Here is a 24,995-nt window from a genome sequence, read left to right on the forward strand (position 1 = left end):
AAATATGTCAAAGGTAATAAATATAATTGGATCAAGCTCTAATGTAGGAAAAACCTTTCTAATAGAAGGATTGATAAAAGAGTTAACTAAAAGAAATTTAAAAGTAGCAACAATTAAACATGATATCCATGGCTTTGATATAGATAAAGAAGGAAAAGATACATATAAACATAGAAAGGCAGGAGCACAAACTGTTATAATATCGTCAAAAAATAGATTAGCGATGATAAATGAACTTGAAGAAGAAAAGAAGCTAGATGATATTATTAATATGATTGATAATAAAGATATTGTCCTTGTTGAAGGATATAAAAAAAGTAATCTTAGAAAAATAGAAGTATTTAGAAATGGAATTAGCAAGGAGATTATATCTCCTAAGGAGAAATTAATAGCAATAGCAAGTGATATAGATATTAGTTTTGAAGAAATACCTGTAATACATAAAGAAGACTATGAATTACTTGCTGATTTAATAGAAAAAGAAAAAGATTATATTAAGGAGTAGATATGAAAAGCTTTATAAGTTTAGAAGAAGCCATAGAAATATTAAATATTAATACAAAAGCTTTAGAAGTTGAAGAAGTGGATTTAATAAAGGGAATAAATAAGACATTAGCAGAAGATATTTATTCTAAAATCAATAATCCTCCTTTTGACAAATCTGCTATGGATGGATATGCTATAATTTCGGAAGATACTTTAAATGCAAAAGTAAAACTTAAAGTAATAGATACAATTTATGCAGGAGAATGCTCTAATAATGAAGTTACTAAAAATACCGCTATTAAAATAATGACAGGAGCGCCTATTCCAAAAGGTGCAAATGCAGTAGTAAAGCAAGAAGATGTACATATATATGATAAATTTATAGAAGTTAATAAAATAGCTAAACCCAATCAAAATATATGCTTTAAAGGTGAAGATATAACGAAAGGAAGCCTTTTAGTTAATAAACATAAAAAACTTAATTATTCTGATATAGGAATAATTGCAAGTTCTGGAATTAATAAAATAAAAGTTTATAAAAAGCCTAAGATAGCTTTTATTAGTACAGGAGATGAAGTATTAGATATAAATGAAAATCTTACAGAAGGTAAGATATACAATAGTAATAAATATAGCATACTTTCTAGAGTTTATGAACTTGGATATGATGTTATAGGCATAGATCATGCAAATGATAGTAGCAAAAATATAGGAAATATTATAAAAGAATTTTCAAAAGAAAGCGATTTAATAATTACTACTGGAGGAGTATCAGTTGGAGAAAAAGATTTATTAAAAGATACTATGGATGATATAGGTGCAGAAAAATTATTTTGGAAGGTAACGATTAAACCAGGATCAGCAGTATTATGTTCTAAATTTAACAACTCTATTATAATAAGTCTTTCAGGTAATCCAACAGCATCATTAACAACTTTTGAACTTTTAGCAAGACCAACATTAGATAAACTAAGTGGTAATGAAAAAATAGAAATAAAAAGAGAGAAGGCAATACTTTTAGGTAACTTTAATAAGAAGAGCCCACAAAGAAGATTTATAAGAGGAAAAACAGTTTATAATGAAGGTAAACAGTATGTAGAAATGACTCAAATAAAAACTGGGAACGGAATACTAAGTTCAACAAAAGATTCTAATTGTCTAATAGAAGTTCAAAAAGGTAATACAGGACTTGAAGAGAAAGTATTAGTCGACATAATTAAATTCTAAGGAGGGTTAGTTTTGATTAATAAAACCCTAGCCATTTTAGCAGGTGGAAAAAGTAGTAGAATGAACTACAATAATAAAGCATTTTTAAGTTATAAAGATAAAACTTTTATAGAACATATAATAGGTTGTGGAAAAGATTATAAAGAAGTTATAATAGTAGCTAATGATGGAAAATTATACGAAAGATTTAACTTAAGAATTGTTAAAGATATATATGTAGGAAATGGTCCTTTATCAGGAATACATACAGCACTTAAAAATTCCATTACAGATAAGGTTTTATGTATAGCATGTGATATGCCTCTAATTAATAAAGAAATTATAAATACTTTAGGTAATTATAGTGAAAATTATGATGTATTAGTTCCTAAAGTAGGTAATAGACTACAAACTCTGTGTTCAATATATTCAAAGAATATAATCAATAATATTGAACATAGCTTAAATAAAAATGAAAATAAACTTCAAAAACTAATAAAAAACTTAGATTACAAAGTAATAGAAGGATTTGAAGTTGACAAGTTTTCAAACATTAATACACCTGAGGAATATAAGGACTTGGAGGAGAAGAAATGAACAAATTAATAGCAATATGTATAAGTGAAAAAAAGGGTACTTCAAAAACTATGGTTGAAGAAGCTAATGTCATAGAGGACTTTGGTATAGAAAATGATGCTCATGCAGGGAAGTGGCATAGACAAGTAAGTCTTTTAGCACTAGAAAAAATTGAAGATTTCAGAAATAAGGGAGCAAAGGTTGACTTTGGGGCATTTGGAGAGAACTTAGTTGTAGAAGGTATAGAGCTAAATAAACTTCCCATAGGTCAAAAGATTAAAGTTGGAGAAATTGAGCTTGAAGTAACTCAAATAGGGAAAAAATGTCATGATAAATGTGCAATATATTATCAAGTAGGTCAATGTATCATGCCTAGTAATGGAATATTCACAAAAGTATTAAAAGGTGGAAAAGTAAAGGTTGGAGATGAATGTGTCCTATTAGATTAAAATAGTGAAAGCTATAAATATTTTTATTTATAGCTTTTTTATATTAACTTAGATATTATGAAATAGTAGTTATAAAAGTAAGTAATTACACAATAAATACTAGTTAAAATAATATGAAATTTATGGTAATAAAAGATTTATTTAAGTTATATTTTATTTTATAATAATCCTATATAGGAGGTATGTATATGAGTGAGTTATTTGATTTATTTAAGACATTTTTTAGAATTGGGGGATTAACTTTTGGAGGTGGATACGCAATGCTTCCTATGCTAGAAAAAGAAGTAGTTGAACAAAGAAAGTGGACAACGAGTGAAGAACTATTAGACTATTATGCAGTTGGTCAAGCTACACCAGGAATAATTGCAGTAAATACAGCTACATTTGTAGGATATAAAGTAAGGGGTATAGTAGGTGCATTTTTTGCAACTTTAGGGGTGGTATTTCCATCTCTTGTAATAATATTAATAATAGCAAGTTTTTTACAAAACTTTGCACAGTATGAAGTGGTAAAATATGCTTTTTCAGGAGTTAGAGTTGCAGTAGCGGTGCTAGTTTTAAATGCAATAATTAATCTGTGGAAAAATTCAGTAGTAGATAAAATAGGAGTAGTAATTTTTGTAGTAACATTTATACTAGGTGCGTTTTTAAATATTTCACCTATTTATATAGTTATAGGGGCGTCTGTATTAGGACTGATACTTAAGTTTAGGAGAGAAAAATAATGATAATTACATATATACAATTATTTTTTGAATTTTTTAAAACAGGACTATTTGCTATCGGTGGTGGGCTTTCCACGTTACCATTTTTGTATGATATAGCTGAAAAATATACATGGTTTGATAAATCCATGCTTGCCGATATGATAGCAATATCTCAATCAACTCCAGGACCAATAGGAATAAATATGGCAACATATGCTGGATTTAATGCAGCTGGAACATTAGGAGCAGTTATAGCCACATTCGGACTTGTACTACCATCATTTATAATAATAATTATATTAGCTCATTTTCTAAAGAAATTTAGAGAGAGTAATGGGGTAAATGCAGTTTTTTATGGGATTAGACCAGCTGTGACAGGACTTATAGCAATTGCAGGATTTGAGATTTTAAAATTATCAGTTATTACATTAGATAAATTTTTAGAAACAAAAAATATTTTAAATATTTTTGACTATAAAGCATTGATTTTATTTATAGTACTATTTGTTCTTTCTAATAAGCAAAAAAAACACCCTGCACTATATTTAGGAATAGGTGCAATAGTAGGTATAGTATTTAGACTTTAAATATGGAAGGAAATAAATATAGTGAATGAATTAATAGATTTATTAGATAAAGATATAAAAATATGTGAAGATACGTTAAAAGAAAATGATTTTTTAGAAATGGTAATTATAATAGAAGAATTACATAATAAATATAAAAATAATATAGAACAAATTTCTAATATAGAAAAAGATATAGTTTGGAAGTATAGTAAAAGCGATTTGCAAGTTATAGAAAATTGTTTAAATGAATATAGAGAAAAATTAATAAAAGAAGAAAGTGAAAAAGATATAAATAAAAAGATAAAAGACCTTAAAGAAAAGATTAAAAATAGTGAAATTCTAAATAAAGAAGAAATTTTAAATACATTAGAAAATATAGAAACTATAAAAAATGAAGAAATAACATTAGATGAAAAATGGGGTAAATTAAAAGAATATTTATCTTTTATTAAAAATCAAAATAGATATATAGCAATAGGATTTCTAGAAATACTAGAGTTTATAATTAGAAATTAATAGGAGGGAGTTATGGAAGATATAATCATAGAAACTAATAGGTTGAGTCTACGCAAAATAACTAAAGATGATTATAGAGATATTGCTAATATACTTCAAGATATTGAAGTAATGTATGCATGGGAAAAATCTTTTTCAGGTGAAGAAGTTCAAGATTGGATAAATAAAAATTTAAAAAGATACAGTAATGAAGGATATAGCTATTTTTTAGCTATAAATAAAGAGAATAATAAAGTTGTTGGAGTAATGGGACCTTTAATTGAAAAAATAGACCAAAGAGAGTACATAGGAGTAGCATATATATTAAATAAAGAAGCATGGGGAATGGGATATGCAACTGAAGGTGTGAGCGCATGTATAGAGTATGCTTTTGATAAGCTTAATGCTGATAAAGTTATTGCACAAATAAGGCCTAATAACACTAATTCGTGTAATGTAGCAAAAAGATTAAACATGAAAATACAAGGTAAATATATAAAGGTATATGATAATAAGGAAATGGAACATTTAATATATTCAATTAAACATAGTGATTATTTAAAATATAGTTATAAGAAATAGAGTAGATGTAACACATCTACTCTATTTTAATTTAGATATACAATTTATAATGTTTTAATTTTAAGATTAATACCTTAAGAAAGTAGGACTTTATAAATATAAAAAATGTATTTAATAATAGGATATTAGTTAATAACAATGAATATAATTTAAAATTATTAATTAAATTAGGGGGGGATATAATGATAAGAAAATTAAATGAAAATGATAGAAAGATTACGATTAATTTTTTATCAAAACAAGCTGCTATTAATTTATTTATAATCGGTGATATAGAAAACTTTGGATTTGATAGTGAATTTCAAGAGGTCTGGGGAAGTTTTAATAAAGAGAATAATCTAAATGGAGTGCTACTTAGATTTTATGAAAATTTTATTCCGTATTATGAAGATGAAAATATTGATACTGATGGATTTAAAAAGATAATATTTTCTAATAAAAATGCTAAGATAATTTCAGGAGAAGAGAGTATAGTAGATAATTTTTATGATGTATTTGAAAATAGTAAAGAAAATAATAGTTATTTTTGTGAGATGGTTAGTTCTAAAAATTTATTATCATGGAATAACAGTGTAAAAATAGCTTCTAAAAATGAAGCACAAGATGTATATGATTTAATAGATACAATAAAAGAATTTAAAGATTCACCAAATCCTACAGTTAAACAACTTGTAAGAAAGATAGAAGATAAAAGTGGTCGTATATATTATATAGAAAATGAAAATAAAGAGATAGTGAGTGTAGCTCAAACAGCTGCTGAAAATAGTAAATCAGCAATGGTTGTAGGAGTTGCAACTAGAGAAGACTATAGAAATAAAGGATTATTAAGTAAATGTTTATCTAGATTATGTAATGATTTATTAAATGAAAATAAAACACTTTGTTTATTCTATGATAATCCTAAAGCTGGTAGAATATATCATAGATTAGGATTTGAAACTATTGGCAAATGGACTATGCTTATTAAAGAGTGATAATATTTCCTAGAAAGTATTGAAAATAATAAGTATATTATACTATGAAATATAGATAGAAACTACATTTACAATTCAAAAAATTTGCAATGAAAACTAATATATGGTATTATGGTATATAAAATAGTATATTTTGCAGAAACTAAGAGTGAGACCGATGTGCTCACTCTTTTGTTTTAAATACTAAACTTACAACTGAATAGGAGGGAAGAACATGAAAAGATCGATAGAAGCTACAATAGAAGAAATATTATCGCCAATAACTGATGCTAAAGGATTTGAAATTGTAGATATAGAATATGTTAAAGAAGCTGGAGAATATTATTTAAGAGTGTTCCTTGATAAAGAAGGAGGAATATCTTTAAATGATTGTGAAGCTGTTAGTAGAGAGTTAAGTGAAATACTAGACGTAAAAGATCCAATAAAGGATAATTACTTCTTAGAAGTATCTTCACCAGGACTTGATAGACCACTTAAAAAAGATAAAGACTTTGTAAGATACCAAGGTAGAGACGTTGAAATAAAATTATACAAGCCACTAAACGGTTCAAAACAATTTGAAGGTGAATTAGTTGGATTAACTGAAGATAAAAACATAAAAGTTATAATAGATGAAAATGAAGTTGAGTTTAACAAAAAAGAAGTTGCACTTGTTAGACTTGCTATAAAGTTTTAGTGAGAATTTAACAGGGAGGAAAAACAAATGAATCACGAATTTATGGAAGCTTTAGACGAATTAGAAAAAGACAGAGGTATAGATAAAGAGATACTTATAGATACTATAGAACAAGCACTTTTAACAGCTTACAAGAAAAACTTTGGTTCAGCTCAAAACGTTAGAGTTGAGTTTGACAGAGAAAGAGGAGATGTTAAAGTATTCTCTCAAAGAGTAGTAGTTGATGAGTCTGACTTATATGATACTTTCTTAGAAATAGAACTTAAAGATGCTAGAGAAATAAGCCCAAATTATGAATTAGGAGATATAATAGAAAATGAAGTAACTCCTATGGACTTTGGAAGAATAGCTGCTCAAACTGCAAAGCAAGTTGTTGTTCAAAGAATAAGAGAAGCTGAAAGAGAAATAGTATACAAAGAGTTTATGGATAAAGAAAATGAAATAGTTACAGGTGAAGTAGCTAGAGTAAACAAAAATATAGTTTATGTAAATCTTGGAAGAATAGAAGCTGTAATGACTCAAACTGAGCAAATGCAAGGAGAGAACTATAAAGCTGGACAAAAGATCAAGGTTTACATATTAGAAGTAAAGAAAACAAATAAAGGACCTCAAATAGTAGTTTCTAGAAGTCATCCAGGTTTAGTTAAAAGATTATTTGAATTTGAAGTACCTGAAATATTTGAAGGTATAGTTCAAATAAAATCTATAGCTAGAGAAGCAGGATCTAGAACTAAGATGGCTGTTAAATCAATAGATGAAAAGATAGATCCAATTGGGTCTTGTGTTGGACCTAAAGGTTCAAGAGTTAAAAATATAGTTGATGAGCTTGGAGACGAAAAAATAGATATAATAAACTATAGTGAAGATCCAGCTGAATTTATATCAGCTTCACTTAGTCCATCTAAAGTTGTAAGAGTTGACGTTAATGAAGAAGAAAAGTCTGCATTAGTTGTAGTTCCTGATTATCAATTATCACTTGCAATAGGTAAAGAAGGACAAAATGCAAGACTTGCAGCAAAACTTACTAACTGGAAGATAGATATAAAAAGCGAATCTCAAGCAAATGCAGAATAAGGAGGGATACCTTTGCAAAAAATAAAAAAAGTTCCTCAAAGAAAATGTATAGTTTGTCAAGAAAGAGAATCCAAAAAAGGGTTAATGAGGATTGTTAAAAACAAAGAAGGTCAAATCTTCTTAGATCCAACTAAAAAGGCAAACGGTAGAGGTGCATATATCTGTAAAGATAGTGAATGTCTAAAAAAAGCTATAAAAACTAAAGCTTTAAATAAAGCATTTAAAATAGAGGTATCAAGTGAAGTTTATGAAAATTTACTTAAGGAGCTTGAATCTTATGAATAAAACTACTGAAGCAAAAATATATTCTTTATTAGGCCTTGCAATGCGTGCGGGTAAGTTAGTCTCAGGAGATGATACAACACTTACTGAACTAAAAAAAGGATATGTTAAGCTTGTAATAATAGCAGATGATGCGTCAAATAATACACAAAAACTTTTTAAAGACAAAAGTTCTTTTAGAAGTATACCATATATAAATTTCTCTACGAAATTACAACTAGGGTTAGCTATAGGTAAGGCTCCAAGAGCTGTTCTTGGAATCAAAGATAGCGGATTTGCAAAAAAAATAAAAGATTTAATGGAAGAACCAAAAATATAATAGGGGGTGATCTTGTGTCAAAAACAAGAGTATACCAAATCGCACAAGAGCTAAAAATGTCAAATGAAGATGTATTAGCTAAATTAAAAGAATTAGAAATAAATGCAGCAGATGAAAATTCTGAATTAGAAGAAGAAGAAGTTGAATTAGCTTTAGAAATATTAAAAGACGAAATAGCAGCTGCAAATGGAAACACTATAACAGTAAGTGGAAAGTTAACAGTTCAAGAGTTAGCTGAGAAATTAGATAAGTCTGCATCAGAAATAATAATGAAGCTTATGAAAATGGGAACAATGGCTACAATAAATCAAGAAATAAGCTTTGAAATAGCTTCACTTGTTGCAAGTGAATGTGGATTTGAATTAGTTGAAGGGTCAGCTAATGATGAAGAAGAGTTAGAAGCAATAGAAGCTTTAATAGATATAGAAGAAGATAAAGAAGAAGATTTAGTTAAAAGACCACCAGTTGTTACTGTAATGGGACACGTTGACCATGGTAAAACCTCTTTACTAGATGCTATAAGAAAAACTAATGTAACTTCAAGTGAAGCGGGAGGAATAACTCAACATATAGGTGCCTCTGAAGTTATGGTAAATGGAGAAAAAGTAGTATTCTTAGATACTCCAGGACATGAGGCGTTTACGTCTATGAGAGCTAGAGGTGCACAAGTTACAGATATGGCAATATTAGTTGTTGCTGCAGATGATGGTATAATGCCTCAAACTGTAGAAGCTATAAACCATGCTAAAGCTGCTGAAGTACCATTAATAGTTGCTATAAACAAAATAGATAAGCCAGGAGCAAATCCAGATAGAGTTAAGCAAGAATTAGCTGATCAAGGTTTACTTGTTGAAGACTGGGGTGGAGATGTTATATCAGTTCCAGTATCAGCATTAAAAGGTGAAGGTGTAGATACTTTACTTGAAATGGTATTATTAGTTTCTGAAATGGAAGAATTAAAAGCAAATCCTAACAAGAGAGCTGTTGGTACTGTAATAGAAGCAGAACTTGATAAAGGTAGAGGACCAGTTGCTACTATCCTTGTTCAAGGTGGAACACTTAAAGTTGGAGACCCAGTAGTTGCAGGACTTGCTAGCGGTAAAGTAAGGGCAATGATAAACTCTAAAGGAAAAAGAGTTAAGACTGCTGGACCATCAACTGCAGTTGAAATATTAGGTTTATCAGAAGTTCCACAAGGTGGAGACCAAGTTATTGCAGTTCCAAATGAAAAAGCTGCTAGAAGTGTAGCTGAAAAGAGACAACAAATGGCTAGAGAAGAAATGTTAAAATCTAACCAAAGAATGAGTCTTGATGATTTCTTCAGCCAAATGGGTGATGCTGAAGTTAAGGAATTACCAATAGTTATAAAAGCAGACGTTCAAGGATCTGCTCAAGCTGTTAAGCAATCTTTAGAAAAATTATCAAATGATGAAGTTGCAGTTAGAGTTATACATGGTGGTGTTGGAGCAATAAACGAATCAGACGTTATGCTTGCAACTGCATCTAATGCAATAATAATAGGATTTAACGTAAGACCAGTACCAGGTGCTGAAATGATAGCTAAAAAAGAAAATGTTGATGTAAGAAGTTACACAATAATATACAAAGCAATAGAAGATGTTCAAGCTGCTATGACTGGAATGTTAGATCCAGAATACAGAGACGAAGATACTGGTAAAGCTGAAGTTAGAGAAACATTTAAATTATCAGGTGTTGGTACAATAGCAGGGTGCTACGTAACAACAGGTAAAATATTTAGAGGATCTAAAGTAAGAATAGTTAGAGACGGAATAATAATTCATGAAGGTCAATTAGCTGCTCTTAAGAGATTCAAAGATGATGTTAAGGAAGTTAATCAAGCATATGAATGTGGTATGAGTTTCGTTAATTACAACGATATAAAAGAAGGCGATGTAATAGAAGCGTACATTACTAAAGAAGTAGAAAGAAAATTAAAATAGATATAAAGAGGTCGATTTAAATGGCATCATATAACAGAACAAGAAGAATAGCTGAAGAAATAAGAAAAGTAGTAAGCACAATGCTTATAAGTGGAATAAAAGATCCTAGAATAACTTCTATGGTAAGTGTGACTGATGTTGAGGTTACAAATGACTTAAGTTATGCTTATGTATATGTAAGTATTTTAGGTGGAGACGAAGAATCTAGTTTAGTAGGACTTAAGAGTGCAGTTAACTATATAAGAAGAGAAGTAAGCAAGAATGTAAAGCTTAGACATACTCCACAAATAATATTTAAAGTTGATGATTCTATTAAAAAAGGTATGTATATGTCTGATTTAATAAGAAAAGTTAATGAAAAAAATCAAGAAGAATCTGTTGATAATACAGATGAAGAAAACAATGATAACTAATATTGATAATATTATAGACTATATAAATGGAAGTAACGACTTTGTCGTTACTTCTCATATTAGTCCTGATGGAGATAATATTGGTTCAACTCTTGCAATGTACTACTCTCTAATAAAATTAGGAAAAAACGTTTCTTATATACTAGATGATACTCCTCCACTAAATCTAAGATTTTTAACTAAAGATATAAACATACTAAAATCACAAGAAATAAATATTGAAAATTATAGCTTAATATCTCTTGATTGCGGAGATAGAAAAAGAATATGTGTAAGTGAAGAAATAAAAGCAAATGCAAAGAAAATAATTTGCATTGACCATCATGCTAGCAATGATTCTTATGGTGATTTTAACTATATAGATGTTGAGGCATCATCAACTTGTGAGCTTGTTTATAATGTATTAGTAAAATTTAGTGAAGTTAATAATATTGATTTAATAGATGAGAAGATTGCTACATGCCTTTATACAGGTCTTGTAACAGATACAGGAAACTTCTCTTATTCAAATGCACATCCAAGTAGTTTTGATATGGCGAAAAACCTTTTGTTAAAAAATGCTCAAAAAGAAACTATAATACAAAATGTTTTCCAAAGTAATCCATATAATTATTATAAATTATTAGGAGAAGCTTTAAATACATTAGATATAGTTAATGAGAAAGTAGCTTGTATAAATATTACTAAAGAAATGCTAAAAAGAAATGTGATAAGCTTTAATGATGTAGATGGAATAACTTCATACACTAGAGATATAGATGGTGTAGAAGTTGGCATACTTCTTAAAGAAAAGAAAGAAAATGAAGTAAAAGTAAGTTTAAGAGCTAAAAGCTATGTGGATGTAAGTTCTATAGCACAGAGCTTTGGTGGTGGTGGCCATGTAAGAGCTGCTGGATGCACTATTTATGATAGTGTTGAAAATGCCAAGAAAAAAGTATTAGAAGCAGTATTAAAATCAATCTAGGGTGATGCAAATGAACAAAATAGTAAATATAATAAAGCCTACAGGGATGACATCTCATGATGTTGTAAGTGCTGTAAGGAAAATTTTAAATATAAAAAAAGTTGGACATACAGGTACCCTTGATCCAGATGCATCAGGGGTATTACCTATATGTATAGGAAAAGCTACAAAGGTAAGTGAGCTTATACTAAATAAGGATAAATCTTACATCTGTGAATTAACACTTGGTATAAATACAGATACTTATGACTCTTCAGGAGAAATATTAGAAAAATTTAATGTAAATGTAACTAAAGATGAAATAGAAAAAGCCTTTGATAGCCAAAGAGGAGAAATAGACCAATTGCCTCCTATTTACTCTGCGCTAAAAGTAAATGGAAAAAGAATGTGTGACTTAGTTAGAAGTGGAAGAGCTGATGAGGTAGTTTTAAAATCTAGACCTGTTAATATAAAAGAGCTTAAGGTATTAAGTATAAATAACAACAAAATAATGTTTTATGTAGTATGTTCTAAAGGAACTTATGTAAGAAGTATTTGTTATGATATAGGAAAAGAATTAGGTTGTGGAGGACATATGTCTTTCTTACTTAGAACATCATCAGGTAAATTTGACCTTGAAAATGGTATAACACTAGAACAACTAAGAGAGTTTAAAGAAAATAATACTTTAGACAAACATTTATATGAAATAGACTATGTATTATCTAACTTTAACCATGTGGTAATAAATCCAAATGCTTATAAGTACTACGTTAATGGTGGAGTTATAGATGAAAGAAGATTTATAGAAAAAAGTTTTAAAGAAGAAGATGAAATCGTAAGAGTTTATTGTGAAGGCGAGTTTTTGGGTACAGGACAATTAAGCAAAACAGATAACACTATAAATTTAAAAAGTGATAAATTATTTATAGTATAGAAAACATAACTTTAGTGGGGAAATCATTATGATTACTATAAAATCTATAAAAGAAATAGTAAATATAAAAAAAAGTGTTGTCACTATAGGTAACTTTGATGGTTTACATAAGGGTCACCAAGTATTAATAAAAAAAGCAGTAGAATCTGCTAAAAAAAGAAATATAGAAAGTATAGTATTTACTTTTGAAAATCATCCGGCAAATTATTTTGCTAAAACTCCTATAAAACATGTTATTACAAATGAAGAAAAGATAAAAAGGTTAAAAGATTTTGGTGTTGATTATGTAATAAGTATACCATTTGATGAATATATGACTAAAATATCAGCCCTTGAATTTGTAAAAGGCATTTTATTAGATAAATTAGGAGCTAAAAAAATAATAGTTGGACATGATTTTACCTTTGCTAAAAACAAAGAAGGAGATACGAAGCTACTAAAGAAGTTATCAGATGAATATGGATTTGAAGTCGAAGTAATAATGCCTATAAAAGTAAATGATATAAGAGTAAGTAGCACATATATTAGAAATTTAGTAGCTCAAGGAAGTGTATGTAGCGTGAAAGAATATTTAGGGTATAACTGCGAAATAAAAGGCAACGTAATCAAATGCAAGCAACTTGGAAGGACAATAGGATTTCCAACAGCTAATATAGAAGTTGATAAAGATACACTTATTCCTAAAAATGGTATATATGCAACTAAAGTACACATTGGTGAAAAAGTATATTATGGAGCAACTAATATTGGTTATAATCCTACTGTAAATGGAGAAAAATTATCAATAGAAACTAATATATTAGAATTTAATGATGATATATATGGAAAAGATATTAAGATTGAATTTTTAGAAAGAATAAGAGATGAAAAGAAATTCTCATCACTAGATGATCTAAAAGGTCAACTTAAAAAAGACACTAACTATGTTTTTAAAAAGTATATTTGCAAAAATAAATAATCTATGATAATATAAACAAGTAAATTAACCTTTACTCGGCATTTAATTGCTCCAATTAGTGCTTAGTAAGAGGCGATTATAATAATTAATGGAGGTAACACAAATGAACAAAACTGAAATAATCAAAGAATTTGGAAGAAAAGAAGGAGATACTGGTTCTCCAGAAGTACAAATAGCTTTATTAACAGCTAGAATAAACGAATTAAACGGTCACTTAAAGACTCACAAAAAAGACCACCACTCAAGAAGAGGTCTATTAAAGATGGTTGGTAGAAGAAGAAACTTATTAGGATACTTAAAAGCAAATGACTTAGAAGGATACAGAGCGTTAATAGCTAAGTTAGGATTAAGAAAATAATAATTTCTTTATTATAAAGATTTCGTAAAAAATAACCTATTATGTAATTTTTAAAATTACTATATAGGTTATTTTTTTATTAAATACATTGATATAACTAAGGAAACACTATAGATTAAAGTTACAAAATACATAAAAATAAGCATATAGGAGCTATGTTTAATATGGGAAAAATATTAATAGTTTTAAGTACTATTGTAGTAATACTATCTATTTTAGTAAGTAACAGAAAAGATAATAAAAGATTAATAAAATCTATATATCAAACATTTAAAGAGATTAATAAAACATATAAGGAAATTTTCACAGAAGGAAGTCTATTTATAAAGATAATGCACGGTGGAATATTCATTGTATCAGAAATATTAGTAATATTGATGGTTATAAAATCAGTGACACAATATTCTCTAACAAAGCAAACATTAGTACACTATTTATTTTCATTAGGATGTATAGGTTTAACCTTATTAATACTTCATTTGTCTATAGGATATATATTATTGATAACTACTGGTATACAAAAATTTATAGGCGACGTAGAGGATAAAGACTTAAAAGGGAAATTATTGCTAAGTTATTTTATATTAAGTGTATATTTTACTGTATTTTTATTTGACCCAATACAGTTTAAAGGTATTCATGTTATTGCATTAATTGGATTAGTTATATCGTATATAGTAAATTTAAAAATACTTATTAAGTTAATAAAAAACCCTATGCATATAAGAAATAAAAATAAAAATATAATTTCTAGTATAACTATAATTTCAATATTATTATTATTTATGATTATATTAAATTTATTTTTAGCTACATGTTTAATAAATCAAATATATCCAGAATCATTTTCAAATGTATCGAGCAATTTTGATTTATTTTATTATACAATAGTTACATTTACTACTGTAGGTTATGGAGATATAATACCTCTAACAGTACCTGCGAAGTTGATTAGTATAATAACGTCCATTACAAGTGTAATCTGTATTACCATATTCTTAAGTAGTGTATTATCGTATAAAGAGTGATAAAACATATTCATAACTTTATCAAAAAATATAAAATGAAGCAATTTTTAAATTAAAATTTATTAAGAATGTAGTTTCTTATACTTTTTAGAAACTATACTTTTTGTTAAAATATTTATTATTATTGGATAATTACATAAAATTAAGTTTATAATTAATAATTTTAGAGGATATAAAAGGTAAAAATGGTATAGATATAGAAATTAGAAATTTGTGTAAATTCTCTAAAAGTAATATAATAGTCAAGTATAGTAGGAGGGATTGATTATGAAAATAAAATTAATATGTGATAGTTTATGTGATGTGCCTAGTGAATTAGTAGAGAAGTATGATATAGATATAATACCTTTAAATATTATAATAGGAGAAAATGAATATAAAGAAGGCATAGATATTACTAATGATGAATTCTATAGAAGAATGAAGGAAGAGAAAGTCGTTCCTAAGACTTCTCAAGCTACATATATACAATTCAAAGAGGCTTTTGATAAATATGTAGGAGAATATCCTATAGTTTGTATAACTGGTTCATCAAAGTCTTCTGGAACTTATCAAAGTGCAGTAATGGCTAAAAATGATACTGAAGGTGAGATACATATATTTGATACACTTACACTTTCGTTAGGAAGTGCTCAGTTTGTAGTAAAAGCTTGTGAGTTAATTGAAAACAACAGTGATATTACTCCAAAAGAAATCATAAATGGACTAGAAAACTTAAGAAGTAGTGTAAGATTATACTTCTTACCAGATACTTTAGAGTACTTACAAAGAAGTGGTAGAGCATCTCTTGCAACAGCAACTATAGGTCAAATGTTAAATATAAGACCTTTATTTACAGTTGAAGATGCAAAGATATTTATACTAACAAAGATAAGAGGTAAAAAGCACATTGTACATACTATGGTTGATACTTTAATAGAGCAATACGATACATTAGAAGATAAAAATATAATAATCGGATGTGGAGCAAACTTGGGTGATTTTGAAACTCTTAAAAAAGAAGTTGAAGATAGAATAAAATGCAAAAATATTTATTTCACAAGAGGTGGAGCATGTATTTGTTCTCATACAGGACCAGATATATTAGCAATTAGTTGTTCGAACTAGAAAATGATTAAATTTAAAGGAAACAGTAAATAATAAATTAGACTAAAATGTATTATGATTCGTTTTGTATCTCAAAAATTCACAAGCATGACTTAGTATATGAGTTTTATGTTGTTAAATTATAGTATTTTTGATAAGATAATAAATAGAACTATAAATTCGGTTTTAAGCGACTGTGTCGGCGATATGAGCGAAGCGAATTTAATAAAGAGGAGGTACAAGCATTAATGTTTGAACATAAAATTTTCAAAATGGATTTTGCAGGAAGAGAACTTTCTGTTGAAATAGGAAAAATAGCTCAGTTAGCTAGTGGTAGTGCAATACTTACATACGGCGAAACTATGGTTATGGTTAATACTTCAAAATCAGCTCAACCAAGAGATGGAATAGACTTTTTCCCTCTAAGTGTTGATTATGAAGAAAAATTATATTCAGTTGGTAAAATACCAGGTGGATTCTTAAAGAGAGAAGGAAAGCCTTCAGAAAAGGCAGTTCTTACTTCAAGACTTATAGATAGACCGATAAGACCATTATTCCCTAAAGGATTTAGAAATGATGTACAAGTAGTTGCTACAGTTTTATCAGTAGACCCAGATTGTACTCCTGATATAGTAGCAATGATAGGTTCATCTGTTGCACTTTCAATATCAGAAATACCATTTAATGGACCTACAGGTTCGGTTTTAGTAGGTTTAGTTGACGGTGCATTTGTTGTTAACCCAACTGCTGAAGAAAGAGAAAAAAGTACTATGCACTTAGTAGTATCAGGAACTAAAGATGCTATAATGATGGTTGAAGCTGGTGGAGAAGAAATACCAGATACATTAATGCTTGAAGCTATATTATTTGCACATGAAGAAATAAAGAAAGTTGTAGCTTTCATAGAAGAAATAGTTGCAGCTGTTGGAAAAGAAAAGATAGAAGTGTCTCTTTTCAAAATAGATGAAGAAGTTGAAAAAGCTGTTCGTGAATTTGCAACTGCTGATATGAAAGAAGCAGTTAAAACTATAGAAAAGCTTGAAAGAATGGAAAAAATGGATGCTGTTAAACAAGCAACATTTGAGAAATTTGAAGATTTATTAGAAGAATATGCAACTGACGTAGAAGAAACTCTACAAGCTATAATAAAAGAAGAAGTTAGAAAACTTATAGTTCATGAAAATATAAGACCGGATAACAGAAAGCCAGATGAAATAAGACCAATATGGTGTAATAATGGATTTATACCAAGAGCTCATGGTTCTGGACTTTTCACAAGAGGTCAAACTCAAGTTATGTCAATAGCAACACTAGGTTCAATTAGTGAAGCTCAAATATTAGATGGACTTGATGATGAAGAAAATAAAAGATATATGCATCACTACAACTTCCCTGCATACAGTGTTGGTGAAGCTAGACCATCAAGAGGGCCAGGAAGAAGAGAGATAGGGCACGGTGCATTAGCAGAGCGTGCAATAGTTCCAGTACTTCCTTCTCAAGAAGAATTTCCTTATGCAATAAGAGTAGTTTCTGAAGTATTAAGTTCAAATGGTTCAACTTCTCAAGGAAGTGTATGTGGTTCTACATTATCACTTTTAGATGCAGGTGTACCACTTAAAGATATGGTTGCAGGTATAGCAATGGGACTTATAAAGCATGATGATAAAGTTGCGGTACTTTCTGATATACAAGGTATGGAAGACCATTTAGGAGATATGGACTTTAAGGTTGCAGGAACTGAAAAAGGTATAACTGCTATACAAATGGATATAAAAATAGCTGGTATAGATGAATCTGTATTAAGAGAAGCCTTAACTCAAGCTAAGGTTGGTAGAATTCATATACTAAACGAAATGAAGAAAACTATAGATGCTCCAAAACCAGAGTTATCTAAATATGCTCCAAAGATAATAACAATGAGCATAAAGCCAGATAAGATAAAAGATGTTATAGGACCAGGTGGAAAAGTTATAACAAAGATAATAGAAGAAACTGGTGTTAAGATAGATATAGAACAAACTGGAGATGTATTCATAGCAGGTGTAGACCCTGAAATGTTAGCACTTGCACAAAAGCGTATAACAGATATAGTTGCTGAAGCTGAAGTTGGTAAAACTTATACTGGTAAAGTATCAAGAATAATGGCCTTCGGTGCATTTGTTGAAATACTTCCAGGAAAAGAAGGATTACTTCATATATCTCACATAGCACACGAAAGAGTAGCTAAAGTTGAAGATGTATTAAACATAGGAGATGAAGTAACAGTTAAAGTTACTGAGATCGATGAAAAAGGAAGAGTTAATTTATCTAGAAAAGTACTTTTACCTAAGCCTGAAAAAGCTGAGAAAAAAGAAGATAAATAATATAGATTAAAGACGAGAGTTTACTCTCGTCTTTTTTTTATATAAGTAAATTATATTTTAGATAAATATAATTTAAGTAAAAATATATTATAAATTATTGACTTTATTTGCTTATATCATATATAATGAATATAGAAATGAAACATTGTTCCGAATTATGGAACGAATAAGAGAGGGGTTATTGATATGGATATAAGATATGCGAATCATCCAGCTGATTCAAAAAAATATGGAACACAAGAATTAAGAGAGCATTACTTAAAAGAAGAAATATTTACACCAAATTCTATTGGTTTAACATATAGTCATGTAGATAGAATCATATTTGGTGGAGCTATGCCAATAAGTGAAACATTAAGCTTAGTTGCAGGAAAAGAGATGGGTGTGGAATTTTTCCTACAAAGAAGAGAAATGGGAGTTATAAACGTAGGAGAAGATGGTGTAATAGTACTAGATGGCGTTGAATATGACATGAAAAAACATGATGGTATTTACATAGGTATGGGAATTAAAGAAATACTATTTAAATCTAAAAGTGCAGAAAATCCAGCTAAGTTTTATATAAACTCAGTACCAGCACATAAGGAATATCCAGTAGTTAAAATAAATATAGAGGATGCAAGACCAGTTAGATTAGGAGAAAATGAAAACTTAAATAAAAGAACTATATACCAATATGTTCATCCAAATGTATGTCAAAGTTGCCAATTATTAATGGGTATGACAATGCTAGAGCCTAATAATGTATGGAATACTATGCCGTGTCATACACATGAAAGAAGAATGGAAGTATACTTCTATTTTGATATGAAAGAAGATACAAGAGTAATACATTTAATGGGAGAACCTACAGAGACAAGACATTTAGTAGTTGAGAATGAACAAGCACTAATATCTCCAAGTTGGTCAATACACTCAGGAGTAGGAACAAGTAATTATACATTTATATGGGGAATGTGTGGAGAAAACCAAACATTTGATGATATGGACCATGTAAAAATGTCAGACTTAAAATAAACATAAAGGGGCTAAAGGAGAATATATTATGGGATGCTTAAATGATTTTTCAATGAACTTTTTCTCTTTAGAAGGAAAAGTAGCAATGGTAACAGGTGGAAATACAGGATTAGGTCAAGGATATGTAGTTGCTTTAGCAAAAGCAGGAGCTGATTTAGTAGTTCCAACTCATGATAAAAATTGGGATGAAACAAGAGAACTAGTAGAAAACTTAGGAAGAAAAGTTCATTTTGTTCAAGGCGATTTAACTAAATCTGAGGATAGAGAAAACGTTATTAAGGAAGCGATAGAAGTTTTTGGCAAAATAGATATACTAGTAAATAATGCAGGAACTATAAGACGAGCACCTCTTCTTGATTACAAAGAACAAGATTGGGAAGCTGTAATGGATATAAACTTAAATGCAGTATATTACCTAAGCCAAAAAGTTGCTAAAATTATGGCAGAAAATGGTGGTGGTAAAATAATAAACATTGCATCTATGCTATCTTTCCAAGGTGGAAAATTTGTACCTCCATATACAGCAAGTAAGCATGGAGTAGCAGGATTAACTAAGGCATTTGCAAATGAGTTAGCTGATAAAAATATTCAAATAAATGCTATAGCACCAGGATATATAGAAACAGCTAATACTGCACCGATAAGAGCAGATGAAAAAAGAAACGATGAAATATTATCAAGAATACCAACGGGTAAATGGGGTAAACCATTTGACTTAATGGGAGCAGTTGTATTCTTATCTAGTAAAGCATCTGACTACATAAACGGAACTATCTTGGCTGTTGATGGTGGATGGTTAGTAAGATAATTCTATATTAGAATCAAAGAACTATACTCACGTAAAGTCTAAAGGGTATAGTTTCTTTGTATTTAATAAATAAGGAGACTTTATAATGAATAATTTTACTTTACAAAGTGATATTAGAAATAATTTTAATTTCAATATCTATGCAAATAAAAATGAAATAGATGAAATAGAAAAATACTGCAAGGAAAAGTTTAAAGAAGAAGTACAAAATGTAATAAGAATAGCTGATGATGTTTCTAATAAGATATTTAAATTTGAATGGAAATGGGATATGGAAAGAACTTTTATACCATATAGATTTGAAGATAATATAATTTGGGATAAAACTCCTAATGGTGACCCAGAATGGATTTTTATGTTAAATAGACATAGATACTGGGTTACATTAGGTCAGGCCTATGTTCTTACGAAAGATGAGAAATATTCAAAAGTATTCATAGAACAAATAATTAACTGGATAAAAGATGTAAAACCTGTAGATGGTACAGATAAAACAACATGGAGGAGTATTGATACAGGAATAAGATGTGAAAATTGGATAAAAGCGTATACATACTTTAAAGATAGTGAATATATTACTCAAGAATTTAATGAAATATTTTTTAAATCATTAAAAGAGCATGTCGATTATCTAGAAAAAAATTACAAAGAATCAGGAAAACTAAGTAATTGGGGAGTATTAGAAAATTATGGTCTATTAGTAGTTTCTGTATTTTTAGATAAGTTAATCGATGATAATTACTATATAAATTTATCAATAGAAAGATTAAAAGAACAAATAAATCTTCAAGTTATGGATGATGGTATGCATTGGGAACAATCTCCAATGTATTTAAATGAAGTACTTCATTGCTATTTAGGTACTTTAATAGTATGCCAAAATAATAATATACCATTACCTAAAGATATATATGAGAAAACTAAAAAATTAGCTTATGCCAACTTATATATGAAAAAGCCAAATCACACTCAAGTATGTCAAAGTGATAGTGATGATACTGATTTAAGAGATATGATTACTAAATCAGCTTATTTATTTAGTGATGAAGTATTAAAATTTGGTGGGTATGAAGAAATTGACTTTGAAAGTATATGGGATTTAGGATATAAGTCCGTACAAGAGTACAAGACTATAAATACTAAAACACCAGAATATTCATCGTATGCTTTTGAAGATAGCGGAAATTATTACATGAGATCTGGATGGGAAAGTGATGATAATTATATGTATTTCCATTGTGGAACTCTAGGTAGTGGACATGGTCACGCTGATTTATTACATATTAGTATATATGCAAATGAAGAAGATTACCTAATAGATCCAGGTAGATATACTTACATAGAAGGTGATGAAATAAGAGAATATCTAAAAAGTTGTAGTGCTCATAATACAACTACTGTTGATAATACAGATTTTACAGTACTAGATGGGTCTTGGGGATATAAAAAAGTGGCAACACCTATAAAGCATCCTTTTATAACTAATGATAATTTTGATTACTGTGAAGGATCTCACTTAGGTTATATATATAAAGGAATATTTACAAATAGAAAAGTAATCTATATAAAGCCTAATATATGGGTATTGGTAGATGAATTTTATGGAGAAGGAGAACATGAGTATAAACAGTTTTTCCATTTTGCAAATGATATATATTTAGAAGACAAGAAAACTATATGTAAAGGTAAAAATGGAAGTTTAACATTATATCATTTAAATAATCTAGAAAGAAAGATAGAAAAAACACCAGTATCTTATCACTACAACATGTTAGAAAAACAAGATACATTAATAACAAATTATAAAAATAATGGATTTACATCAATTGCAACTGTTATTTTAGCAAATAAGTATGAAAATGATGTACTTATAGAAAAAATAGAAGTTAAAAATTGTAATGGTAGATTATTAGAAGATTTAGAAGCTGAAGCTATAAAAATATCAGTTAAAAATAAAGTATATATAGTTTTAGTTTGCCACAATGAAATATTTAAAGGTAAAAAATCATTAAAAGTAGATGGACATGATGTTTATGGGAAAGTTGTTTTAATAAGTGATATAGATGGCACGGTAAATAAAGAAGTTATAAAATACTAAATACAAAGGGGGATTTATTATGAAAAAATTAAAGGTTTTAAATACATTAGAAAAATGCGGAGTTGTTGCAGTAGTACGAGGTAATACTAAAGATATAGGTGTTAAAATATCTAAAGCTTGTATAGAAGGAAATGTAGGAGCTATAGAAGTTACTTATACTAATAAGTTTGCAAATGATATAATACGTGAGTTAGATGAAATATATGGAGATTATGATGATGTAGTAATAGGTGCGGGAACAGTATTAGATGAAGAAACAGCAAGACTTGCTATATTAGCAGGAGCTAAATATGTAGTATCACCATCTTTTAATGAAGAAACAGCAAAACTTTGTAATAGATATATGGTGCCATATATACCTGGAGTAATGACAATAAATGAAATAATAAAAGCTCATGAAAATGGAGTTGATATAGTTAAGATATTTCCAGGAAGTGCATTTGGGCCAGGATACATAGCTGCAATTAAAGGACCCCTTCCTTATGCAAATGCTATGGTAACTGGTGGGGTTAATTTAGATAATATAGATACATGGGCTAAGGCAGGAGTAGACCTAGTCGGAATAGGTGGAGAATTAAATAAGCTTGGAGAAGATGGTAAATTTGAAGATATAACATCTATCTGTAAGCAATATGTAGAGAAGTTTAAGAAAGCAAGAGGTAACTAAGATGAGAGTAGCTGGACTTGGAGAAATAATGCTTAGGTTATCTACAGATAAAGGAACGATGCTTTCAAGTGCTAACAATTTAAATGTTAATTATGGTGGTGGAGAAGCCAATGTATTAATATCCTTATCTAAATTTGGAATTGATACAAGAGCAATAACTAAAGTTTCAAATGATGAAATAGGAGAGGCCATAATTGATTATTTAAGTAGTAAAAAAGTTGAAACTAAATTTATAACAAAAAGTGATAAAAGAACAGGAATTTATTTTTTACAAACCGGTAGTGGAAATAGAACATCAAAAGTTATTTATGACCGTGCTGATTCAGCATTTAGTAATATGAGAGATGAAGACTTAAATATAGAAAAAGTATTAAATGAAGTTGATGTATTTCATTTCTCAGGAGTAACTTTGGCTCTTTCTGAAAGTCTAAGAATATTAATTTTAAATATATTAAAATACTGCAAAAAAAATAATATAATAGTAAGCTATGATTCTAACTATAGAGCTAAACTATGGTCTTTAGAAGAAGCTAGTAAGGCTACTTTCGAAGTACTACCATATGTAGATATATTATCAGCTGGAATTTTAGATGCCGAGAATATTTTAAATATGAGTTGTGAATATGAAGATAAATATGAAAAATTAAAATATTATTATGATGAAATAATAAGTCTATACCCAAATGTAAAGCACATTTTTTCTTCTATAAGAGAAAATGTATCTGTATCTGTAAATAAATTACAATGTAATTACTACAGTGATAATAAGCTATATTCTTCTAAAATCTATACTATAGATGATATAGTAGATAGAGTTGGAGGAGGAGATGCATTAACAGCAGGAGTTATTTATGGTATTTTAAATAATAAAAAATCAGAGTATATTACAGAGTTTGCAGCCTCGGCATCTGTATTAAAACACAGTATAAAAGGTGATGCAAACTTAGTATCAATAGAAGAAGTTGAAACTTTAATGAATCATGGCGTTGGAAAAATAGCAAGATAACAAAAAGAGATGTCCTAAAATTTTATTTTAAGGACATCTCTTTTTATTTTAAATATAATAGATTAAAGATATTTAATTGTATTACTTATCTCCTTAGAAACCTTACCAAGAGGCTCTTTTAAATCAATAAGATCCTCAACTGTTGAATATATAATCAATCCAGTAACACTCATCGCTAACTCCATCTTTCCTCCGCTACCATATATAGGCATAGATATACAAATTATTCCAGAGTCGTATTCATGCTTATCAAGAGCATATCCTTTTTTTCTTACTTCATGGATTTCCTCTATAAATTCCTCTATATTCTTTATTGTTTTTTGTGTGTAAATTTCAAAATTTACATCTTTCATTATTTCTCTGATCTCTTCATCACTATAATTTGAAAGTAATAATTTACCTGCTGCAGTACAATAGCAAGGAGCTTTTTTACCAACTTTTGATGACATCACAAATGTTTTATTTGAATTTGTAGGCTCGATTTTATCTACATAGATAATATTAGTACGTGTATCATCTAATACAGAAAGATGAACTGTTGCATCTACCTTATCTGCAAAACTACTAATTATAGGTCTTGATACCTTGAATATATCTGTATTTTTGCTTACGCAACTAGATAAGTATAATAGCCTGTACCCAAGATAATACTGCTCTGTATTTTTTGATTGAGTAACAAAGTCTCTAGATTTTAATGTTGAAATTAATCTGTGTACAGTTGCTTTACTTAATCCAAGAGCTTTAGAAATATCCGTAATTCCAGCTCCATTTGGGCACTCAGCTAAGAATTCTGTTATACTAAGAGCCCTATCAACTGATTGGACTAAATTATTATCGTTCATTATTTATCCCCTTAAAAAAATATTTATATTACTAAGATATACTATATAAGATTTTATTTAAAGAGTAAAGTTGCAAAAAAATAAAAAGAAAAAGATTGATAAATATACAACATAA

28 protein-coding genes are annotated in these 24,995 nt (G+C 28.7%); 27 read left to right on the forward strand and 1 reads right to left on the reverse strand.

From position 1 onward, the window contains the following. Positions 1-4 precede the first annotated feature (4 nt). From mobB to JNUCC81_RS06215, 27 genes are all read left to right on the forward strand, one after another. A complete protein-coding gene (mobB, locus tag JNUCC81_RS06085; RefSeq protein WP_454095774.1) occupies positions 5-505 on the forward strand; it encodes a molybdopterin-guanine dinucleotide biosynthesis protein B in 501 nt (166 codons plus the stop codon). A gap of 2 nt (positions 506-507) precedes the next feature. After that, positions 508-1,713, forward strand: a complete 1,206-nt coding sequence (locus JNUCC81_RS06090) for a molybdopterin molybdotransferase MoeA (RefSeq protein ID WP_454095775.1) — start codon at positions 508-510, stop codon at positions 1,711-1,713. Positions 1,714-1,725: 12 nt separating this feature from the next. Then, positions 1,726-2,289 (forward strand): molybdenum cofactor guanylyltransferase, encoded by a 564-nt coding sequence (mobA, locus tag JNUCC81_RS06095; protein WP_454095776.1) that lies wholly within the window; start codon positions 1,726-1,728, stop codon positions 2,287-2,289. Beyond that, positions 2,286-2,717 (forward strand): MOSC domain-containing protein, encoded by a 432-nt coding sequence (locus tag JNUCC81_RS06100; RefSeq protein ID WP_454095777.1) that lies wholly within the window; start codon positions 2,286-2,288, stop codon positions 2,715-2,717. Before mobA ends, JNUCC81_RS06100 begins: the two co-directional genes overlap by 4 nt. 188 nt (positions 2,718-2,905) lie before the next feature. Continuing rightward, positions 2,906-3,442: a chromate transporter gene (locus JNUCC81_RS06105; RefSeq protein ID WP_454095778.1), complete on the forward strand. Its 537-nt coding sequence runs from the start codon at positions 2,906-2,908 to the stop codon at positions 3,440-3,442. Next, a complete protein-coding gene (locus tag JNUCC81_RS06110; RefSeq protein WP_454095779.1) occupies positions 3,442-4,011 on the forward strand; it encodes a chromate transporter in 570 nt (189 codons plus the stop codon). Before JNUCC81_RS06105 ends, JNUCC81_RS06110 begins: the two co-directional genes overlap by 1 nt. A 21-nt stretch (positions 4,012-4,032) precedes the next feature. Further along, positions 4,033-4,509: a hypothetical protein gene (locus JNUCC81_RS06115; RefSeq protein WP_454095780.1), complete on the forward strand. Its 477-nt coding sequence runs from the start codon at positions 4,033-4,035 to the stop codon at positions 4,507-4,509. Positions 4,510-4,521: 12 nt separating this feature from the next. After that, positions 4,522-5,070 carry a GNAT family N-acetyltransferase gene (locus JNUCC81_RS06120; RefSeq protein WP_454095781.1) on the forward strand — a complete coding sequence of 183 codons (549 nt, stop codon included), beginning with the start codon at positions 4,522-4,524 and terminating at the stop codon, positions 5,068-5,070. Between the two features lie 182 nt (positions 5,071-5,252). Further along, positions 5,253-6,044 (forward strand): GNAT family N-acetyltransferase, encoded by a 792-nt coding sequence (locus tag JNUCC81_RS06125; protein ID WP_454095782.1) that lies wholly within the window; start codon positions 5,253-5,255, stop codon positions 6,042-6,044. 214 nt (positions 6,045-6,258) lie between these two features. After that, positions 6,259-6,720 (forward strand): ribosome maturation factor RimP, encoded by a 462-nt coding sequence (rimP, locus tag JNUCC81_RS06130; protein WP_208333353.1) that lies wholly within the window; start codon positions 6,259-6,261, stop codon positions 6,718-6,720. Between the two features lie 27 nt (positions 6,721-6,747). Then, a complete protein-coding gene (gene nusA, locus JNUCC81_RS06135; protein WP_208333354.1) occupies positions 6,748-7,794 on the forward strand; it encodes a transcription termination factor NusA in 1,047 nt (348 codons plus the stop codon). A 12-nt stretch (positions 7,795-7,806) separates the two neighbouring features. Then, positions 7,807-8,079 (forward strand): RNase P modulator RnpM, encoded by a 273-nt coding sequence (gene rnpM / locus JNUCC81_RS06140; RefSeq protein ID WP_042272856.1) that lies wholly within the window; start codon positions 7,807-7,809, stop codon positions 8,077-8,079. Then, positions 8,072-8,395 carry a L7Ae/L30e/S12e/Gadd45 family ribosomal protein gene (locus tag JNUCC81_RS06145; RefSeq protein ID WP_454095783.1) on the forward strand — a complete coding sequence of 108 codons (324 nt, stop codon included), beginning with the start codon at positions 8,072-8,074 and terminating at the stop codon, positions 8,393-8,395. The genes rnpM and JNUCC81_RS06145 overlap by 8 nt, the downstream gene beginning before the upstream one ends. A 14-nt stretch (positions 8,396-8,409) precedes the next feature. Next, on the forward strand, positions 8,410-10,356 hold the full coding sequence (gene infB / locus JNUCC81_RS06150) for a translation initiation factor IF-2 (protein WP_454095784.1): 1,947 nt from the start codon (positions 8,410-8,412) through the stop codon (positions 10,354-10,356). Between the two features lie 20 nt (positions 10,357-10,376). Beyond that, positions 10,377-10,769 (forward strand): 30S ribosome-binding factor RbfA, encoded by a 393-nt coding sequence (rbfA, locus tag JNUCC81_RS06155; protein ID WP_454095785.1) that lies wholly within the window; start codon positions 10,377-10,379, stop codon positions 10,767-10,769. Then, positions 10,747-11,733: a DHH family phosphoesterase gene (locus JNUCC81_RS06160; RefSeq protein WP_454095786.1), complete on the forward strand. Its 987-nt coding sequence runs from the start codon at positions 10,747-10,749 to the stop codon at positions 11,731-11,733. The genes rbfA and JNUCC81_RS06160 overlap by 23 nt, the downstream gene beginning before the upstream one ends. Positions 11,734-11,743: 10 nt before the next feature. Beyond that, on the forward strand, positions 11,744-12,649 hold the full coding sequence (gene truB, locus JNUCC81_RS06165) for a tRNA pseudouridine(55) synthase TruB (RefSeq protein WP_454095787.1): 906 nt from the start codon (positions 11,744-11,746) through the stop codon (positions 12,647-12,649). A gap of 28 nt (positions 12,650-12,677) precedes the next feature. After that, on the forward strand, positions 12,678-13,607 hold the full coding sequence (locus tag JNUCC81_RS06170; RefSeq protein WP_208333359.1) for a bifunctional riboflavin kinase/FAD synthetase: 930 nt from the start codon (positions 12,678-12,680) through the stop codon (positions 13,605-13,607). 103 nt (positions 13,608-13,710) lie between these two features. Next, on the forward strand, positions 13,711-13,965 hold the full coding sequence (rpsO, locus tag JNUCC81_RS06175; protein ID WP_286184083.1) for a 30S ribosomal protein S15: 255 nt from the start codon (positions 13,711-13,713) through the stop codon (positions 13,963-13,965). A 164-nt stretch (positions 13,966-14,129) separates the two neighbouring features. Further along, entirely contained in the window at positions 14,130-14,993 is an 864-nt protein-coding gene (locus JNUCC81_RS06180) for a potassium channel family protein (protein ID WP_454095788.1), read from the forward strand. A gap of 267 nt (positions 14,994-15,260) precedes the next feature. Beyond that, entirely contained in the window at positions 15,261-16,100 is an 840-nt protein-coding gene (locus JNUCC81_RS06185; protein ID WP_454095789.1) for a DegV family protein, read from the forward strand. Positions 16,101-16,327: 227 nt separating this feature from the next. Continuing rightward, positions 16,328-18,442, forward strand: a complete 2,115-nt coding sequence (locus JNUCC81_RS06190) for a polyribonucleotide nucleotidyltransferase (RefSeq protein ID WP_454095790.1) — start codon at positions 16,328-16,330, stop codon at positions 18,440-18,442. Between the two features lie 186 nt (positions 18,443-18,628). Then, positions 18,629-19,459, forward strand: coding sequence for a 5-dehydro-4-deoxy-D-glucuronate isomerase (kduI, locus tag JNUCC81_RS06195; protein ID WP_208333364.1), 831 nt, complete (start codon positions 18,629-18,631; stop codon positions 19,457-19,459). A 28-nt stretch (positions 19,460-19,487) separates the two neighbouring features. After that, the gene (kduD, locus tag JNUCC81_RS06200) at positions 19,488-20,267 is read left to right on the forward strand and encodes a 2-dehydro-3-deoxy-D-gluconate 5-dehydrogenase KduD (protein WP_454095791.1); all 780 of its coding nucleotides are present in this window, start codon (positions 19,488-19,490) and stop codon (positions 20,265-20,267) included. 85 nt (positions 20,268-20,352) lie between these two features. Beyond that, the gene (locus JNUCC81_RS06205) at positions 20,353-22,365 is read left to right on the forward strand and encodes an alginate lyase family protein (protein ID WP_454095792.1); all 2,013 of its coding nucleotides are present in this window, start codon (positions 20,353-20,355) and stop codon (positions 22,363-22,365) included. Positions 22,366-22,384: 19 nt separating this feature from the next. Continuing rightward, complete coding sequence (locus tag JNUCC81_RS06210) at positions 22,385-23,032, forward strand: bifunctional 2-keto-4-hydroxyglutarate aldolase/2-keto-3-deoxy-6-phosphogluconate aldolase (RefSeq protein ID WP_454095793.1); 648 nt, start codon at positions 22,385-22,387, stop codon at positions 23,030-23,032. Position 23,033: 1 nt separating this feature from the next. Continuing rightward, the gene (locus JNUCC81_RS06215; protein ID WP_454095794.1) at positions 23,034-24,038 is read left to right on the forward strand and encodes a PfkB family carbohydrate kinase; all 1,005 of its coding nucleotides are present in this window, start codon (positions 23,034-23,036) and stop codon (positions 24,036-24,038) included. Positions 24,039-24,100: 62 nt separating this feature from the next. On the opposite strand, the gene JNUCC81_RS06220 is transcribed toward JNUCC81_RS06215, so the two are convergent. Next, positions 24,101-24,880: an IclR family transcriptional regulator gene (locus JNUCC81_RS06220; protein WP_454095795.1), complete on the reverse strand. Its 780-nt coding sequence runs from the start codon at positions 24,878-24,880 to the stop codon at positions 24,101-24,103. Positions 24,881-24,995 lie beyond the last annotated feature (115 nt).

This window comes from Faecalimicrobium sp. JNUCC 81, from assembly GCF_053667625.1.

Excerpts from the sequence above, each read along its gene's own strand:
- JNUCC81_RS06210 (WP_454095793.1), top strand. The coding sequence starts at position 22,385 with ATGAAAAAATTAAAGGTTTTAAATACATTAGAAAAATGCGGAGTTGTT.
- JNUCC81_RS06220 (WP_454095795.1), bottom strand. The coding sequence starts at position 24,880 with ATGAACGATAATAATTTAGTCCAATCAGTTGATAGGGCTCTTAGTATA.
- JNUCC81_RS06090 (WP_454095775.1), top strand. The coding sequence starts at position 508 with ATGAAAAGCTTTATAAGTTTAGAAGAAGCCATAGAAATATTAAATATT.
- JNUCC81_RS06180 (WP_454095788.1), top strand. The coding sequence starts at position 14,130 with ATGGGAAAAATATTAATAGTTTTAAGTACTATTGTAGTAATACTATCT.
- JNUCC81_RS06185 (WP_454095789.1), top strand. The coding sequence starts at position 15,261 with ATGAAAATAAAATTAATATGTGATAGTTTATGTGATGTGCCTAGTGAA.
- JNUCC81_RS06160 (WP_454095786.1), top strand. The coding sequence starts at position 10,747 with ATGAAGAAAACAATGATAACTAATATTGATAATATTATAGACTATATA.
- JNUCC81_RS06105 (WP_454095778.1), top strand. The coding sequence starts at position 2,906 with ATGAGTGAGTTATTTGATTTATTTAAGACATTTTTTAGAATTGGGGGA.
- JNUCC81_RS06170 (WP_208333359.1), top strand. The coding sequence starts at position 12,678 with ATGATTACTATAAAATCTATAAAAGAAATAGTAAATATAAAAAAAAGT.
- JNUCC81_RS06215 (WP_454095794.1), top strand. The coding sequence starts at position 23,034 with ATGAGAGTAGCTGGACTTGGAGAAATAATGCTTAGGTTATCTACAGAT.
- kduI (WP_208333364.1), top strand. The coding sequence starts at position 18,629 with ATGGATATAAGATATGCGAATCATCCAGCTGATTCAAAAAAATATGGA.
- truB (WP_454095787.1), top strand. The coding sequence starts at position 11,744 with ATGAACAAAATAGTAAATATAATAAAGCCTACAGGGATGACATCTCAT.
- kduD (WP_454095791.1), top strand. The coding sequence starts at position 19,488 with ATGGGATGCTTAAATGATTTTTCAATGAACTTTTTCTCTTTAGAAGGA.
- JNUCC81_RS06125 (WP_454095782.1), top strand. The coding sequence starts at position 5,253 with ATGATAAGAAAATTAAATGAAAATGATAGAAAGATTACGATTAATTTT.
- JNUCC81_RS06100 (WP_454095777.1), top strand. The coding sequence starts at position 2,286 with ATGAACAAATTAATAGCAATATGTATAAGTGAAAAAAAGGGTACTTCA.
- rimP (WP_208333353.1), top strand. The coding sequence starts at position 6,259 with ATGAAAAGATCGATAGAAGCTACAATAGAAGAAATATTATCGCCAATA.
- mobB (WP_454095774.1), top strand. The coding sequence starts at position 5 with ATGTCAAAGGTAATAAATATAATTGGATCAAGCTCTAATGTAGGAAAA.
- JNUCC81_RS06110 (WP_454095779.1), top strand. The coding sequence starts at position 3,442 with ATGATAATTACATATATACAATTATTTTTTGAATTTTTTAAAACAGGA.
- JNUCC81_RS06120 (WP_454095781.1), top strand. The coding sequence starts at position 4,522 with ATGGAAGATATAATCATAGAAACTAATAGGTTGAGTCTACGCAAAATA.
- rbfA (WP_454095785.1), top strand. The coding sequence starts at position 10,377 with ATGGCATCATATAACAGAACAAGAAGAATAGCTGAAGAAATAAGAAAA.
- JNUCC81_RS06205 (WP_454095792.1), top strand. The coding sequence starts at position 20,353 with ATGAATAATTTTACTTTACAAAGTGATATTAGAAATAATTTTAATTTC.
- rpsO (WP_286184083.1), top strand. The coding sequence starts at position 13,711 with ATGAACAAAACTGAAATAATCAAAGAATTTGGAAGAAAAGAAGGAGAT.
- JNUCC81_RS06145 (WP_454095783.1), top strand. The coding sequence starts at position 8,072 with ATGAATAAAACTACTGAAGCAAAAATATATTCTTTATTAGGCCTTGCA.
- nusA (WP_208333354.1), top strand. The coding sequence starts at position 6,748 with ATGAATCACGAATTTATGGAAGCTTTAGACGAATTAGAAAAAGACAGA.
- JNUCC81_RS06190 (WP_454095790.1), top strand. The coding sequence starts at position 16,328 with ATGTTTGAACATAAAATTTTCAAAATGGATTTTGCAGGAAGAGAACTT.